Source organism: Paraburkholderia sp. J67 (assembly GCF_905220265.1).
Taxonomy (GTDB): Bacteria; Pseudomonadota; Gammaproteobacteria; order Burkholderiales; family Burkholderiaceae; genus Paraburkholderia.
This window is the reverse complement of sequence record NZ_CAJMZK010000019.1, coordinates 19,407-33,610: the sequence shown is the minus strand read 5'-3', so window position 1 is coordinate 33,610 and position 14,204 is coordinate 19,407. Positions and strand designations below refer to the sequence as shown.

Here is a 14,204-nt window from a genome sequence, read left to right as displayed (position 1 = left end):
GCGTCGACAGGCAGCTTGCTAGCCTGCGAAGCGACCCCCGCTGATGCGCTCGATGGACGCCAGATCCTGCTTCGATGCGACTTCGGTAAAACCGCGCGCGTCGAGCAGTGCACGCACCGCCGCCGCCTGATCGTAACCGTGCTCCATCCAGAGCACGCCGCCGGGCACGAGCCGCGCCGGTGCGCCATCGACGATCGTGCGCAGGGCGCTCAGGCCATCGGCTTCGTCGGTGAGGGCGCCGCGTGGCTCGAAGCGTAGATCGCCTTGCTCCAGATGCGGGTCGCCGCTCGCGATATAGGGCGGGTTGCTGACGATCACGTCAAAGCGCAGCGCCGCGTCGAGTGCGTCGTACCAACTGCTTTCGATAAAGGTCAGCGCGCTGCCCGGGCGCGCCGCGTCGAGCAGCTTCGCGGCGTTGCGCGTGGCCACGCCGAGCGCACCCGGCGAACGGTCGACGGCCCACACGCGCGCATCGGGCCGCGCGGAGGCGATCGCCACAGCAATCGCGCCGCTGCCGGTGCCGAGATCGAGCACACGCGGCTGCGCGATGCCTTCCAGCGCGGCCAGCGCGGTTTCCACCAGCAGTTCGGTGTCCGGGCGCGGGATCAGCACGTCGGGCGTGACGTCGAAATCGAGGCCGAAGAATTCGCGCGTGCCCACAAGCTGCGCGATCGGTTCACCCGCCGCGCGGCGCGTTTCGAGCGCGCGATACGCAGCGACGGGCGCGGCGTCCAGCGCCTGGTCGCCGCGCGTGATGAGTTCGGTGCGGCGCCAGCCGAGCACGTGCATCAGCAGGATGCGCGTTTCCAGCGCGGGCAGGGACGAGGCGCGCAGCAAGTCGTCAGCGGTGATCGGGGTGGCGCTCACGATGTCAGTGCCGCTCAATCGGCATCGCCCAGCGACGCCAGCTGCTCGGCCTGATGCTCGGACAAGAGCGCGCCGATCAGTTCGCCGAGATCGCCGTCCATGATCGCTTCGAGGCGATAGAGCGTCAGGTTGATGCGGTGATCGGTGAGACGCCCTTGCGGGAAGTTATAGGTGCGGATCCGCTCCGAGCGGTCGCCCGAGCCGACGAGGCTCTTGCGCGTGGCCGCTTCCTTGGCGTGCTGCTCCTGATACTGCTTGTCCTGGATGCGCGCGGCCAGCACCTTGAGCGCGCGATCCTTGTTCTTGTGCTGCGAGCGGTCGTCCTGGCACTCGACCACGATGCCGGTCGGCAAGTGCGTCACGCGCACGGCCGAATCGGTCTTGTTGATGTGCTGACCGCCCGCGCCCGAGGCGCGGAACGTGTCGATGCGCAGATCGGCGGGATTGATCTGGACTTCGCCGATCTCGTCGGCTTCGGGCATCACCGCGACCGTGCAGGCCGAGGTGTGGATGCGGCCCTGCGTTTCCGTCGCGGGCACGCGCTGCACGCGATGGCCGCCCGACTCGAACTTCAGCTTCGAGTAGGCCGCCTCGCCCGCGATGCGCACGATCACTTCCTTGTAGCCGCCCAGATCCGACTCGCTCGCCGACATCATCTCGATCTGCCAGCGGTTGCGCTCCGCGTAGCGCAGATACATGCGCAGCAGGTCGCCCGCGAACAGCGCCGATTCGTCGCCGCCCGTGCCCGCGCGGATTTCGAGGAACACGTTGCGCTCGTCGTTGGGGTCCTTGGGCAGCAACATCATCTGAAGCTCGTGCTGAAGCTGCGCCATGCGTTCGCGCGCGGCCTTCACTTCATCCTCGGCGAAGTCGCGCATCGAGGCGTCGCTGAGCAGCTCCTTCGCCGCGACCTCGTCTTCCAGCGCCCGCCGCCACAACGCGTAGTGCTCGACCACCGGCCCCAATTCCGCGTGCTCGCGCGTGAGCTTGCGGTACTGGTCGCGGTTGGACGTCACATCGGGACGACTCAACAGGTCGTTCAGCTCGGCCAGGCGTGTTGTCAGCTGGTCGAGCTTCGATTGCATGCTCGTTTTCATCGGGCGGTTCGGAGCGGACTCCGGTCAGGGCTGCGGGAAAAGGGGAGGCGGGCGGGAAGCCCCTGGCGGCCGGCGCGCATGGGACGCGTGCGAGCCGGATGCGGCGAGTGCCGCTAACGATCCGAAGAGCCGGACGCGTTGGACGATTCGTCGAGATTCGACGCTTGCGCGCCTTGTTGCACGGCCGGTTGCGCTTCACTGCCCTTGGCCGGCTGGCCGTGGCGGTAGAAACCGCTCATCAGCTCGATCAGCGAGTCGCGGCTTTCGCCGCTCGACGTATTGAGCGCGTGCGTCGGGCCGTGGATCAGCTTGTTGGTGAGCGCCTGCGAGAGCGCTTCGAGCACGGCCGACGGGTCGTCGCCGCGCGCGAGCATCTTGCGCGCGCGTTCGAGTTCGGTGCGGCGCAGCGTGTCGGCCTGCGTGTGCATGTGGCGGATCACCGGCACGATGCTGCGCGAGTCGAGCCACTGCATGAAGTTCGCCACGCGCGTTTCGATGATGGTTTCGGCCTGCGCGACCGCCGCCTGGCGCGAGGCATTGCCTTCGCGCACGATCGTGCCGAGATCGTCGACGGTGTAGAGGAACACGTCTTCGAGCTGGCCGACTTCGGCTTCGATGTCGCGCGGCACCGCGAGGTCGACCATGAAGATCGGGCGGTGACGGCGCGCCTTCACGGCACGCTCGACGGCGCCGAGGCCAATGATCGGCAGCGTGGAGGCCGTGCACGAGACGATGATGTCGAACTCGTGCATGCGCGTGGGCAGCTCGGAGAGCGGAATCGACTTGCCGCCGAAACGTTCGGCAACATAGCGGCCGCGCTCGGCGGTACGGTTGGCGACCACGAGTTCGCGCGGCTGCTGGGCGGCGAAGTGTGCGGCGCACAGCTCGATCATTTCGCCCGCGCCGATGAACAGCACGCGCTGGTTGGCGATCTTGTCGAAGATGCGCTGCGCGAGACGCACGGCGGCGGCGGCCATCGACACCGATTGCGCCCCGATTTCCGTGGTGCTGCGCACTTCCTTCGCGACGGCGAAGGTGCGCTGGAACAGCTGATTCAAATAGGTGCCGAGCGCGCCGGCTTCGGTGGCGGTGCGAACCGCCGTTTTCATCTGGCCGACGATCTGCGTTTCGCCCAGCACCATCGAGTCGAGACCCGAGGCGACGCGAAACGCGTGACGCACGGCTTCGGACTGCGGCAGGGTGTAGACGTGCGGCGCGAGTTCTTCGGCGCGGATGCCGTGGTAGTGCGAGAGCCATTCCACCGCGGAATCGCGCGACGCCTGCGCGTCGGTCGCGCAGTAGAGCTCGGTGCGGTTGCAGGTGGACAGGATGGCGGCTTCGGGCGCGCTCAGGGCGCGCTTGCCGCCCGTCCAGGCTTCCTTGAACAGCTCCAGGGCAGGCTTGATCTGTTCGAGCGGAAACGCCACGCGTTCGCGCAAGGCGACGGGCGCGGTGTGGTGATTAATTCCGATCGTTAGAAGCTGCATACCATGGGGCGAAGATTTAGGCGGATATTATAACTTTTCCGCGCTTCTGACATTGGCGTCAGCAATGTCAGTATCGTCCCCAGGGCTAATTGTGAGTCTTTCGAGCTGGTAGCCGTAGCCGTACAGCGTGGTCAGACGCCAGCCGTGCTCGGGCCCCAGCTGCAATTTGCTGCGCAGCCGCGAGGCGTGCGTATCGAGCGTGCGCGACCGAACGTCGCGGTTCAGATTCCAGACCGTTTCGAGAATGCGCGCCCGCGAAACGGGGCGCGATGCGTTGGTGAAAAGCAGCAGTGCGAAGCGAAATTCCTTGGGCGTGAGCGTGACGGTATGGCCCCGGAACGACACGGCATAGCGCGCCGAGTCGAACAGGTAGTCGCCGAAACCGTGGCGTGCGCGGTTACGTGGGCGGCGCACGCCGGCGCGACGCAGCAGCGCGTCGATGCGGGCGAGCATTTCGGGGCCGCGCACCGGTTTGGCGATGCAGTCGTCGGCGCCGGCTTGCAGGCTCGCGACGATTTCGCTTTCGTGCGGCGAGGCCATCAGCACGATGGCGGGCAGGCCCGGCAGCAGGCGGCGAGCACGCGGAATGAGTTCGTCTCCGCCGAGGTCGCCGCACCAGTACGCCGCAAGCAGCAGGTCGAAGGCGTCGTCCTCGAGCGCTTCGACGAGCGGAGCCCCGTGGGGGAAATGGCGGCAGGCGTGACCGCCTGCTATGAGCAGGCGTTCGATGACTTCAGCCTGGCGCGCGTCAGGTTCGACAAGAGCGATTCGCATAAGGGAGTCCAGCCGGGGACGGGCCGGGTGCGCTTGCCTTGCGCCATCCCGCCCCCTACACTCAACCGCTACGCGGGAAGCGCCGAGCCGACCGTTTTCCAGTAAAAATTCAGTTGTAAAAGAGACAAAAGAATGCTATCCGCCACTCCATCGCAGTCCTATAGGACTCTTCTGAAATTCCTAAGGACAAAGCGGTAATGGGCTGGACTGGTATCGTCGTACTCGGTCTTGCCATTGGCTGCGCGGGATGGCTGCTGCATCCTCTGCGCCGTGCCAGCGGCCCCGCTGGCCGCTCGCTCGGCCTCGCGATTGCCGCCGCGCTTGCTGGCGCTGCGCTCGCGAAAGCGGCGGGCCGCGCTACGGGTCTCTTCTACGATGGCGAACTGCTCGAATGGCCGGTCTGCACGGCTGTCGCATTCGTCTTCGTGGCCGCGTCGATGGCGCTGCGCGCGCGCCGTTGACATCGCCTTCCCCGCATACGCGCACATTGAGCGCCCCCACACGCGCAACACAACTCTCGCAGGTGAAAACATGAACGCCCGACTCCCCGAAACGTCCACGATCCCCGAACGCATTGCCGCGCTGCGCGCCGCAATGGCAGGGGCGGGCGTGGACGCCGCCCTCGTGCCGTCCGCCGATCCGCATCTCTCCGAATACCTGCCGCGCCGCTGGCAGGGCCGCGAGTGGCTATCGGGCTTCACCGGCTCGGTCGGCACGCTGGTGGTGACGAAGGATTTCGCCGGCGTGTGGGTCGACAGCCGCTACTGGGTGCAGGCCGACAACCAGCTCGCGGGCACCGGCATTCAGCTGATGAAGATGACGGGCGGCCAGCAGACCGCACCGCACATCGCCTGGCTTGCGCAGAATGTGCCGGCTGGCGGCACGGTCGCCGTGGACGGCGCGGTGCTGGGCGTGGCGTCGGCGCGCGCGCTGGCCGAGGCGCTCGACGCGCGCGGCGTGACGCTGTGCACCGATGTCGATCTGCTCGACGCCGTCTGGAGCGGCCGCCCCTCGCTGCCGGTCGAGCCGGTATATGAGCACCTTGCGCCGCACGCCGACGCGCAGCGCCCGGCCAAGCTCGCTCAGGTGCGTGGCGCGATGCGCGAACTCGGCGCGCAGTGGCACTTCATTTCGACGCTCGACGACCTCGCCTGGCTCTTCAACCTGCGCGGCGCCGACGTGAACTACAACCCCGTGTTCGTTGCGCACGCACTGATCGGGCCGGATGACGCAACGCTCTTCGTCGCCGACGGCAAGGTGAGCGCCGAACTCGCGCAAGCGCTCGCGCGCGACGGCGTGCGCGTTGCGCCCTACACGCAGACGATCGCGGCGCTGGGCGCGCTGCCCGCGGGCGAGGCGCTGCTGGTCGACCCGCGCCGCGTGACGCTCGGACTGCTGGAAGCGGTGCCGGCGCAGGTGAGGCTTGTGGAGTCGATCAACCCGAGCACCTGCTTGAAGTCGCGCAAGACCGCCGTGGAAGCGGAGCACGTGCGCGCGACCATGGAACAGGATGGCGCGGCGCTCGCCGAATTCTTCGCATGGTTCGAAGCGGCGCAGGGCCGGGAGACCATCACCGAACTCACCATCGACGAAAAACTCACCGCCGCGCGTGCACGCCGGCCGGGCTATGTTTCGCTGTCCTTTTCGACGATCGCGGGCTTTAACGCGAACGGCGCGATGCCGCACTACCGCGCGCTGCCGCAGTCGCATAGCGTGATCGAAGGCGATGGCCTGCTGCTGATCGACTCGGGCGGCCAGTATCTGGACGGCACGACCGACATCACGCGTGTGGTGCCGGTAGGTACGCCGAGCGCGGAGCAAAAGCGCGACTTCACGCTGGTGCTCAAGGGCATGATGGCGCTCTCGCGCGCACAGTTCCCGCGCGGCATTCGCTCGCCGATGCTCGACGCCATCGCGCGCGCGCCGATCTGGGAAGCGGGCGCCGACTACGGCCACGGCACCGGTCACGGCGTGGGCTACTTCCTCAATGTGCACGAAGGCCCGCAAGTGATCTCGCACTACGCGCCGGCCGAACCGTGGACGGCGATGGAAGAGGGCATGATCACCTCGGTGGAGCCGGGCATCTATCGACCGGGCAAGTGGGGCGTGCGGATCGAAAACCTGGTGCTGAACCAGAGCGCGGGCAAGACCGAATTCGGCGATTTCCTGAAATTCGAAACGCTGACGCTCTGCCCGATCGACACGCGCTGTATTGATCTGGCGCTCTTGCGCGAGGACGAACGCGCGTGGCTCAATGCGTATCATCAGACGGTTCGCGAACGCGTCGCGCCGCACGTGAGCGGCGACGCGCTGGCGTGGCTGGAAAAGCGCACGCAGCCGATCTGATCTTCCTCAACGGCGCAGCAAAATACGGAGCGCAGACGCATGACGATCAAGGCAGTGGTGTTCGACTTCGGCGGGGTGCTGGTGGACTGGAGTCCTGAGTATCTCTATCGCAAGCTGATTCCCAACGATGACGAACGCCGCTGGTTCCTCACCCACGTCTGCGCGATGGACTGGGTCGTGCGTCAGGACGGCGGCGAGCCGATCGCCGTCGGCACCGAAGAACTCGTCGCGCGCTTTCCCGAGCATGAGGCGCTGATTCGCGCGTTCTACGAGCGTTGGCACGAGATGGTCGGCGGCTTGCTCGAAGGGGGCGTCGCGACCTTCGAGCGCCTGGAGGCCGCAGGCGTGCCGATCTTCGGCCTCACCAACTGGTCGGCGGAGACGTTTCCGTGGGCGTGGGAGCGCTTCGGCATCCTGCGTCGCTGCCGCGACATCGTGGTCTCGGGGCGCGTGGAACTGGTGAAGCCCGATCCGGCGATCTACCACGAGATGTTCCGCCGTATCGAGGCGCAATTGCCGGGCGTGCAGCCCGGCGAGCTGGTCTTCATCGACGACAACGCGCGCAACGCGCAAGCCGCCACGGCGCTCGGCTGGCATGGCGTGCATCACACGAGCAACGCCACCACCGACGCGAAGCTGCGCGAACTCGGCCTGCCGGTCTGATAGCAGAGCTTATTGAGTCCCCGGCGCAGCAGGTTGCGCCGGTTTGCCGAACAGATTGCGCAGCGCGTCGGCGATACCCTTTGCGGTCTGCCCCGCGCCTTGCGCCACTCCTTCCGCGCTCACCCCGAGCGCCTGCGCGAAGCCCGCGCGCAACTCGGTCATCAGGCTCTCGTCGAGCCTGAACTTCGGATCGCGCAAATCCCCGTCGAGCACGAAATGCAGCGTGATGTCGCCCCTGTGCGACTTGAGCGCGGCGATGGCTGCGCGCGTCGGGATCGACATGAAGGTGTCGAGCGGATTGCTGCTTTCGGCCAGTTGCAGATGATGAAGCGTGACCGTGCCGGGCGCGTGCAGGCGGTAGCCGCGCACCGTCGAGGTGAGGTCGAGATCGATCGTGCCGCCCGCGACATTGGCCTTCGCGCCGGCCTTTTTCAGCAGATACGGATCGAGCGTGGCGAGGTCCACGCCGCGCAGCGTCGTGCGCGTCTGCGAGTCCTTGCTCGCGATGCGCACAGTGCCCTCGAAGCTCACGCGGCCGGTGTGTGCCGGTCCTTTGATCGCGCCCGTCACGGAAACATGCGTGGGTTCGTCGAGCGCGGGCAATTGGACGTGATCGACGCTCGCGTGCGCGTCGCTCACCGTCACGCGCCACGGCGGATTGCCCACGGAGCGGTCGTAAAACACAAAAGTGCCGTTGTCGAGAACGATGTGGTCGATCAGCTTTTCGGGCGGTATCGCCGCGTTGGCATTGACGTTGGCGTCCGCGCTCGATGCTGCCGATGCGGGATTCGCCGCTTCCGCCGCTTCCATTTCGCGCCGCAGATTCGGCAGGATTTCGATCGCGCCGTTCTGTCGCCGCAGAACCGTCATCGTGAAATCGCTGACTTCGACTTCGCGCACGTGCACGCGATGCGCAAGCAGCGCGCGCAGGTCGGGCGTGATCGTGATGCGCCGGGCGTGCAGCATGTCGGCGGTGGGCCAGTCGCGCGGCGGTTTGAGGCGCACATCGGTGAGTTCGACGGAGGTGAGCCAGAAGGCCACGTCGACGCGCGCCGCCGTGCCGATGGGCGCGAGCGCCGCTTCCACGCGCGCTTTCGCCTCGCGCTGGAGCACGTAGAGACCGACCAGCGCGATCACCACGAGCGTCGCCGCAACGAGCGCGGCGATCAAGGCGAAACGGGAAGCCGAGCGGTTGCGGGTCGGCATCGACATGCGGAGCACCTCGCCCTGGAAGAAAGCGCGCCGGCCTGCGTGAGCGGAAATGCGGCGCAAGAGCCACAAGCGTAGCCGCTTTCGAGCAACCGCCGTGCCGCTGGTGTCCGTCGCCGCGTGACGCTTGCGTGCAAAAAAAACGGCAGCCCGCAGGCTGCCGTTCGTATCGATCGCGCTAAAAGACTTAGCGGCTGATCGGCTTGTAGCGCAGACGCTTCGGACGCGCGGCTTCTTCGCCCAGACGCTTGATCTTGTCGGCCTCGTACTCCTGATAGTTGCCGTCGAAGAACGTGACTTGCGAGTCGCCTTCGAACGCCAGGATGTGCGTGGCGATACGGTCGAGGAACCAGCGATCGTGCGAGATCACCATCACCGAGCCCGCGAATTCGAGCAGGGCGTCTTCGAGCGCGCGCAGCGTTTCGACGTCGAGGTCGTTCGACGGTTCGTCCAGCAGCAGGACGTTGCCGCCCGAGATCAGCGTCTTGGCCAGATGCAGACGGCCGCGTTCACCACCCGACAGGTTCCCGACAATCTTCTGCTGATCGCCGCCCTTGAAGTTGAAGCGGCCGATGTAGGCGCGCGACGGCGTTTCGTACTTGCCCACCGTCAGCACGTCCGCACCGCCCGAAATCGCTTCGAACACGGTCTTGTCGCCTTCGAGCGCGTCGCGGCTCTGGTCCACATACGCGAGCTTGACCGTCGGGCCTTGCACGATTTCGCCCGAATCCGGCTGCTCCTTGCCCGTGAGCATGCGGAACAGCGTCGACTTACCGGCGCCGTTCGGGCCGATGATGCCGACGATCGCGCCCGCCGGAATCTTGAAGCTCAGATCGTCGATCAGCAGACGGTCGCCGTACGACTTGCTGACGTTCTTGAATTCGATGACTTCGTTGCCCAGACGCTCGCCCGCCGGAATGAAGATTTCCTGCGTTTCGTTGCGCTTCTGGTAATCCGAGCTGGACAGTTCCTCGAAACGCGCGATACGCGCCTTCGACTTCGCCTGACGGCCCTTCGGGTTCTGGCGCACCCACTCCAGTTCCTTCTTGATCGCCTTCTGGCGCGCCGATTCCGTCGCTTCTTCCTGCTTCAGGCGCTCTTCCTTCTGGTCGAGCCAGCTGGAGTAGTTGCCCTTCCAGGGAATGCCGTGGCCGCGGTCGAGTTCGAGAATCCACTCGGCGGCGTTGTCCAGGAAGTAGCGATCGTGGGTCACGGCGACCACGGTGCCCGGGAAGCGCGTGAGGAACTGTTCGAGCCACTCGACCGATTCAGCGTCAAGGTGGTTGGTCGGTTCGTCGAGCAGCAGCATGTCGGGCTTTTCGAGCAGCAGCTTGCACAGCGCCACGCGCCGCTTTTCACCGCCCGACAGATTGCCGATCTTGGCGTCCCAGGCCGGCAGACGCAGGGCATCGGCGGCGATTTCGATCTGCTGTTCCGCGCTGCCGTCGGTCGTCGCGAGGATTGCCTCGTACTTGGCTTGTTCCGCGGCCAGTGCGTCGAAGTCGGCGTCCGGTTCGGCGTAAGCGGCGTAGATCTCGTCGAGCTTCTTCTGCGCGTTGAACACGTCGCCCAGACCCTCTTCGACCGCTTCGCGCACGGTCTTTTCCGGGTCGAGCTGCGGTTCCTGCGGCAGATAGCCGATGTTCAGGTTGGGCATCGGCGTGGCTTCGCCTTCGATGTCCTTGTCGACGCCGGCCATGATCTTGATGAGGGTGGACTTGCCCGAACCGTTCAGGCCGAGCAGACCGATCTTCGCGCCGGGGAAGAACGACAGCGAGATGTCCTTCAGGATCTGGCGCTTGGGCGGCACGATCTTGCCGACCCGGTTCATGGTGAAGACGTATTGGGCCATGAGAGTGTCTTTGGAAAACGGGAAATAGGGGCGGAAATGTCTCTCGAATCACGGCGGGGGCCGCGTTCGAACCGCGAATGAGGAAATGCGCAAACCGCTATTGTACGGGGCGCGGGCGACGGGGGGATGGCGTCTGTCCAAGGTGGCGGCGCAAAAAAGCCCGCTCGAAAGCGGGCTTTCACGATGCGCCGGAAACAGCTTCGCGCTTTGGACGGGCGCTTAGACGTTGAACAGGAAGTTCATCACGTCGCCGTCGTGCACGACGTATTCCTTGCCTTCGGCGCGCATCTTGCCGGCTTCCTTCGCGCCGGCTTCACCCTTGTACTGGATGTAGTCGTCGAATGCGATGGTCTGCGCGCGGATGAAGCCGCGTTCGAAGTCGGTGTGGATCGCGCCGGCGGCTTGCGGTGCCGTATCGCCCACGTGGATCGTCCACGCGCGCACTTCCTTCACGCCCGCCGTGAAGTACGTTTGCAGGCCGAGCAGCTTGAAGCCTGCGCGAATCACGCGGTCGAGGCCCGGCTCCTGCATGCCCATGTCGGCAAGGAACGCTGCCTTGTCTTCGTCTTCGAGATCGGCGATTTCCGCTTCGATCGCGGCGCACACCGCGACGACCGGCGCTTTCTCGGCTTCGGCGTACTTGCGCACGGCGTCGAGGTACGGGTTGTTCTCGAAGCCGTCGTCCTTCACGTTCGCGACGTACATCGTCTTCTTCGCGGTGATCAGGCAGAACGGCTTGAGCAGCGCGAGTTCGTCTTCGTTCAGGTCGAGGCCGCGCACGGGCTTCGCCTGGTCGAGCTGCGTGCGCACTTTTTCCAGCACGGCGACGAGCTTCGCGGCTTCCTTGTCGTTGCCCGATTTCGCAGCCTTCGAGTAACGCGTGAGCGCCTTCTCGACCGTGCCGAGATCGGCGAGCGCGAGTTCGGTGTTGATGACTTCGATGTCGGAGAGCGGATCGACCTTGCCCGCGACGTGAATCACGTTTTCGTCCTCGAAGCAGCGCACGACGTGCGTGATCGCATCCGTTTCGCGGATGTTGGCGAGGAACTGGTTGCCCAGACCTTCACCCTTGCTCGCGCCCGCCACCAGACCCGCGATGTCGACGAACTCGACGACGGCCGGCACGACGCGCTCGGGCTTGACGATGTCGGAGAGGGCTTTCAGGCGCTGATCCGGCACTTCCACGACGCCGACGTTCGGCTCGATCGTGCAGAACGGATAGTTTTCAGCCGCGATGCCGGCCTTGGTCAGCGCGTTGAAGAGGGTGGACTTGCCGACGTTAGGCAAGCCGACGATGCCGCATTGGAGGCTCATGAAATTCTCTGCATGTCAGGGTGGCGACGTGCGGCTCGCCGGGGTCGGGCGTGAGCTGCAAGGCCGGACCGGCTGGCGCGAGTGCGCCGCGCGGGCGGCCCGGATGGCACGAAAATGCACGTCAGGGGCGTGACGCTAAGTCACGAAAACCGTAATTGTAACCTCGTCGGCGCGCGGGTTTGTCGATGGGCGTAGTGTGATGCGCAACGTCGAAAGGGGCGCGATCGGGCGTTAGTGTTCGCCTGCCTGCGGCAGGGCGGCGCGCGCGCTTGCCGCAACGCAAGCGCTGTCCCATCCGGCCCTGTCAGATAAAGCCCCACGGCTATAATGCGCGGATGACTGCAAGCAACCAGACCTTTGACGTCGCCGTGATCGGCGGCGGGCTCGTCGGCAAGTCGGCGGCGCTGGCGCTGACCCAGAATGGCCTGCGCGTGGCGCTGCTCGCGCAACCCTGCGCGCCGTTGCCGCCCGGCGCCGTGTTCGACGCGCGCGTCTATGCGTTCTCGCGCAGCTCCCAGGCGCTGTTCGAGCGGCTGCGGGTCTGGCAGGCCGTCGACGCCACGCGTCTCACGCCCGTCTACGACATGCGGGTGTTCGGCGACGCCGCCGCGGAATTGCACTTCTCGGCCTATCAGGCGTCCGTCTCGCATCTGGCCTGGATCGCCGAATCGTCGCTGGTCGAGCGTTCACTCGATGCGGCGCTGCATTTCCAGCCCAATCTCACGTGGATCGACTCGCGCGCGCAAACGCTCGATATCCAGGCCGACGCGGCCGTGATCGGCCTCGACAATGGCCGCACGATCGAAGCCGATCTGGCCGTGGGCGCGGATGGCGCGCATTCGTGGGTGCGTGCGCAGATCGGCTCGAAGGTCGAGCGCCGCGATTATCGGCAAACGGGTGTGGTCGCCAATTTCCGCGCGCAGCGCCCGCACGGCGAATGCGCGTACCAGTGGTTCCGTGACGGCGAAATCATCGCACTGCTGCCGCTGCCCGATCAGCACGTCTCGCTCGTGTGGTCCGCGCAGACGGAGCATGCGCAAGCCCTGCTCAAGCTCGAACCCGAACAACTCGCCGCTGAAGTCGAGCGCGCGACACAGAACCTGCACGGCGCGCTCGAATGCGTGACGCCTGCGCGCGGCTTTCCGCTCTCACTGCAAACAGTCGACCGGCTGATCGCACCGCGCGTCGCGCTAGTGGGCGATGCCGCGCATCTGATCCACCCGCTCGCCGGGCAGGGCGTGAATCTGGGCCTGCGCGACGTGGCCGCGCTCGTCGACGTGATCACACAGAAAGAAGCGTTTCGCGATCTGGGCGACACCGTGCTGCTGCGCCGCTATGAACGTGGCCGCCGCGAGGACATCCAGAAGCTCGTCGTGGCCACCGACGGCCTGCAGCGCCTGTTCGCGGTGCCGGGCACGATCGCGCGTGCGGTGCGCAACACCGGCATGGCCTTCGTCGGCGCGCAGCCGCTCGTCAAGCGCTGGCTCGTCGCCGCGGCGCTTGGCTAGTCTTACGCCGCACCCCTTGGGTTGTGGCGGGCATTTCGGTTGCTGCATGCCTCAAGCGGCTTAGAATGGCAGATCAGGCAGTGCCGGCGTCCGGCTGGATCGGCTTAAGTGACTTCAGTGACCTAAGTGACCCAAGCGACTCGATCCGCCACCGCGCCCGAATTTCACCTGGAACGCGTCGCGCGCCCTTGGCGCGCCGCGCTCCCGAATCAGGAAAGCATTCCATGCAAAAGCGTATCCGCATTGCCGCGCTCGTCGTCGCGGCGGCCGCCTCGGTGCTCGGCTGCTCGGCACAGGCCGACCAGACCACGGACAAAATCAAGGCTGCGTTGCAGCAACGCCTCGGCGTCGATGCCGGCGACATCAAGGGCATCCAGAAGGCGCCCGTCTCCGGTCTCTACGAGGTGAACCTCGGCACGCAGATCATTTATAGCGACGTGAACGGCGACTATGTCCTCACGGGCGATCTGGTCGACACCAAGGCGCACCGCAATCTCACCGAAGCGCGTCTGGCCGAACTGAACAAGGTCGACTTCGCCAAGCTGCCGTTCGAGAACGCGGTGAAGGTCGTGAAGGGCAACGGCAAGCGCACGATCGCGGTTTTCTCCGATCCGAACTGCCCGTACTGCCATCAGCTGGAAACCACGCTCAAGTCGATCGACAACGTCACGGTCTACACCTTCCTGTACCCCGTGCTCTCCGACGACTCGACGGCCAAGGCCAAGTCGATCTGGTGTTCGACCGACCGCGCGAAGGCGTGGGAATCGTGGATGGTCGAGCGCAAGACGCCGACCGCTTCGGGCACCTGCAACACGGCCGCGATCGACAGCAACCTGAAGCTGGGCGCGAAGATGAACGTGACCGGCACGCCCACTGTGATCCTGGCCGATGGCCGCCGCCTGCCGGGCGCGGTCAGCGCCGACCGGCTCGAAAGCGAGCTGAGCGCCGCGCACTGACGCCTCGCCCGAAACCGCCGGCCGCTTCTGCGGCCGGTACTTTTTTGTCCGCTGAATTTTGTTTGCCGCCCAGACGCGAGCGCGCGCCACGAGCGCCGTGCGTCGCGACTGGCGGCCCCAACGCCTACCGA

At 66.0% G+C, this 14,204-nt stretch carries 11 protein-coding genes and 1 pseudogene; 5 read left to right on the top strand and 7 right to left on the bottom strand.

The annotated features are described in order from the left end of the window. Positions 1–18: 18 nt before the first annotated feature. From prmC to U5782_RS27730, 4 genes and pseudogenes are all read right to left on the bottom strand, one after another. A complete protein-coding gene (gene prmC, locus U5782_RS27745) occupies positions 19–885 on the bottom strand; it encodes a peptide chain release factor N(5)-glutamine methyltransferase (protein ID WP_322047092.1) in 867 nt (288 codons plus the stop codon). Further along, positions 882–1,964, bottom strand: coding sequence for a peptide chain release factor 1 (prfA, locus tag U5782_RS27740; RefSeq protein ID WP_322047091.1), 1,083 nt, complete (start codon positions 1,962–1,964; stop codon positions 882–884). Before prfA ends, prmC begins: the two co-directional genes overlap by 4 nt. A 218-nt stretch (positions 1,965–2,182) precedes the next feature. Continuing rightward, a pseudogene (gene hemA / locus U5782_RS27735) lies at positions 2,183–3,451 on the bottom strand (glutamyl-tRNA reductase); the annotation flags it as partial. Positions 3,452–3,478: 27 nt separating this feature from the next. Continuing rightward, a complete protein-coding gene (locus U5782_RS27730; RefSeq protein WP_322047090.1) occupies positions 3,479–4,225 on the bottom strand; it encodes a response regulator transcription factor in 747 nt (248 codons plus the stop codon). A 197-nt stretch (positions 4,226–4,422) separates the two neighbouring features. On the opposite strand from U5782_RS27730, the gene U5782_RS27725 reads away from it, so the two are divergent. From U5782_RS27725 to U5782_RS27715, 3 genes are all read left to right on the top strand, one after another. After that, a complete protein-coding gene (locus U5782_RS27725) occupies positions 4,423–4,686 on the top strand; it encodes a hypothetical protein (RefSeq protein WP_322047089.1) in 264 nt (87 codons plus the stop codon). Between the two features lie 70 nt (positions 4,687–4,756). After that, positions 4,757–6,571, top strand: coding sequence for an aminopeptidase P family protein (locus U5782_RS27720; protein WP_322047088.1), 1,815 nt, complete (start codon positions 4,757–4,759; stop codon positions 6,569–6,571). A gap of 39 nt (positions 6,572–6,610) precedes the next feature. Beyond that, positions 6,611–7,234, top strand: a complete 624-nt coding sequence (locus tag U5782_RS27715) for an HAD family phosphatase (protein WP_322047087.1) — start codon at positions 6,611–6,613, stop codon at positions 7,232–7,234. A 9-nt stretch (positions 7,235–7,243) separates the two neighbouring features. Here the strand turns inward: U5782_RS27715 and U5782_RS27710 are convergent, their stop codons facing one another. The 3 genes from U5782_RS27710 to ychF form a co-directional block, all read right to left on the bottom strand. Next, positions 7,244–8,446 (bottom strand): DUF748 domain-containing protein, encoded by a 1,203-nt coding sequence (locus U5782_RS27710; RefSeq protein WP_322047086.1) that lies wholly within the window; start codon positions 8,444–8,446, stop codon positions 7,244–7,246. Positions 8,447–8,630: 184 nt separating this feature from the next. Further along, on the bottom strand, positions 8,631–10,295 hold the full coding sequence (gene ettA / locus U5782_RS27705; protein ID WP_322047085.1) for an energy-dependent translational throttle protein EttA: 1,665 nt from the start codon (positions 10,293–10,295) through the stop codon (positions 8,631–8,633). A 219-nt stretch (positions 10,296–10,514) separates the two neighbouring features. Then, positions 10,515–11,609, bottom strand: a complete 1,095-nt coding sequence (gene ychF / locus U5782_RS27700; RefSeq protein ID WP_322047084.1) for a redox-regulated ATPase YchF — start codon at positions 11,607–11,609, stop codon at positions 10,515–10,517. A gap of 335 nt (positions 11,610–11,944) precedes the next feature. Here ychF and U5782_RS27695 point away from each other — a divergent pair, with 335 nt between their 5' ends. Both U5782_RS27695 and U5782_RS27690 read left to right on the top strand, forming a co-directional pair. Further along, on the top strand, positions 11,945–13,117 hold the full coding sequence (locus U5782_RS27695) for a UbiH/UbiF family hydroxylase (RefSeq protein WP_322047083.1): 1,173 nt from the start codon (positions 11,945–11,947) through the stop codon (positions 13,115–13,117). A gap of 224 nt (positions 13,118–13,341) precedes the next feature. Then, positions 13,342–14,073, top strand: a complete 732-nt coding sequence (locus U5782_RS27690; RefSeq protein ID WP_322047082.1) for a DsbC family protein — start codon at positions 13,342–13,344, stop codon at positions 14,071–14,073. Positions 14,074–14,204: the final 131 nt, after the last annotated feature.

Excerpts from the sequence above, each read along its gene's own strand:
- prfA (WP_322047091.1), bottom strand. The coding sequence starts at position 1,964 with ATGAAAACGAGCATGCAATCGAAGCTCGACCAGCTGACAACACGCCTG.
- U5782_RS27730 (WP_322047090.1), bottom strand. The coding sequence starts at position 4,225 with ATGCGAATCGCTCTTGTCGAACCTGACGCGCGCCAGGCTGAAGTCATC.
- U5782_RS27725 (WP_322047089.1), top strand. The coding sequence starts at position 4,423 with ATGGGCTGGACTGGTATCGTCGTACTCGGTCTTGCCATTGGCTGCGCG.
- U5782_RS27720 (WP_322047088.1), top strand. The coding sequence starts at position 4,757 with ATGAACGCCCGACTCCCCGAAACGTCCACGATCCCCGAACGCATTGCC.
- U5782_RS27715 (WP_322047087.1), top strand. The coding sequence starts at position 6,611 with ATGACGATCAAGGCAGTGGTGTTCGACTTCGGCGGGGTGCTGGTGGAC.
- U5782_RS27710 (WP_322047086.1), bottom strand. The coding sequence starts at position 8,446 with ATGTCGATGCCGACCCGCAACCGCTCGGCTTCCCGTTTCGCCTTGATC.
- ettA (WP_322047085.1), bottom strand. The coding sequence starts at position 10,295 with ATGGCCCAATACGTCTTCACCATGAACCGGGTCGGCAAGATCGTGCCG.
- ychF (WP_322047084.1), bottom strand. The coding sequence starts at position 11,609 with ATGAGCCTCCAATGCGGCATCGTCGGCTTGCCTAACGTCGGCAAGTCC.
- U5782_RS27695 (WP_322047083.1), top strand. The coding sequence starts at position 11,945 with ATGACTGCAAGCAACCAGACCTTTGACGTCGCCGTGATCGGCGGCGGG.
- U5782_RS27690 (WP_322047082.1), top strand. The coding sequence starts at position 13,342 with ATGCAAAAGCGTATCCGCATTGCCGCGCTCGTCGTCGCGGCGGCCGCC.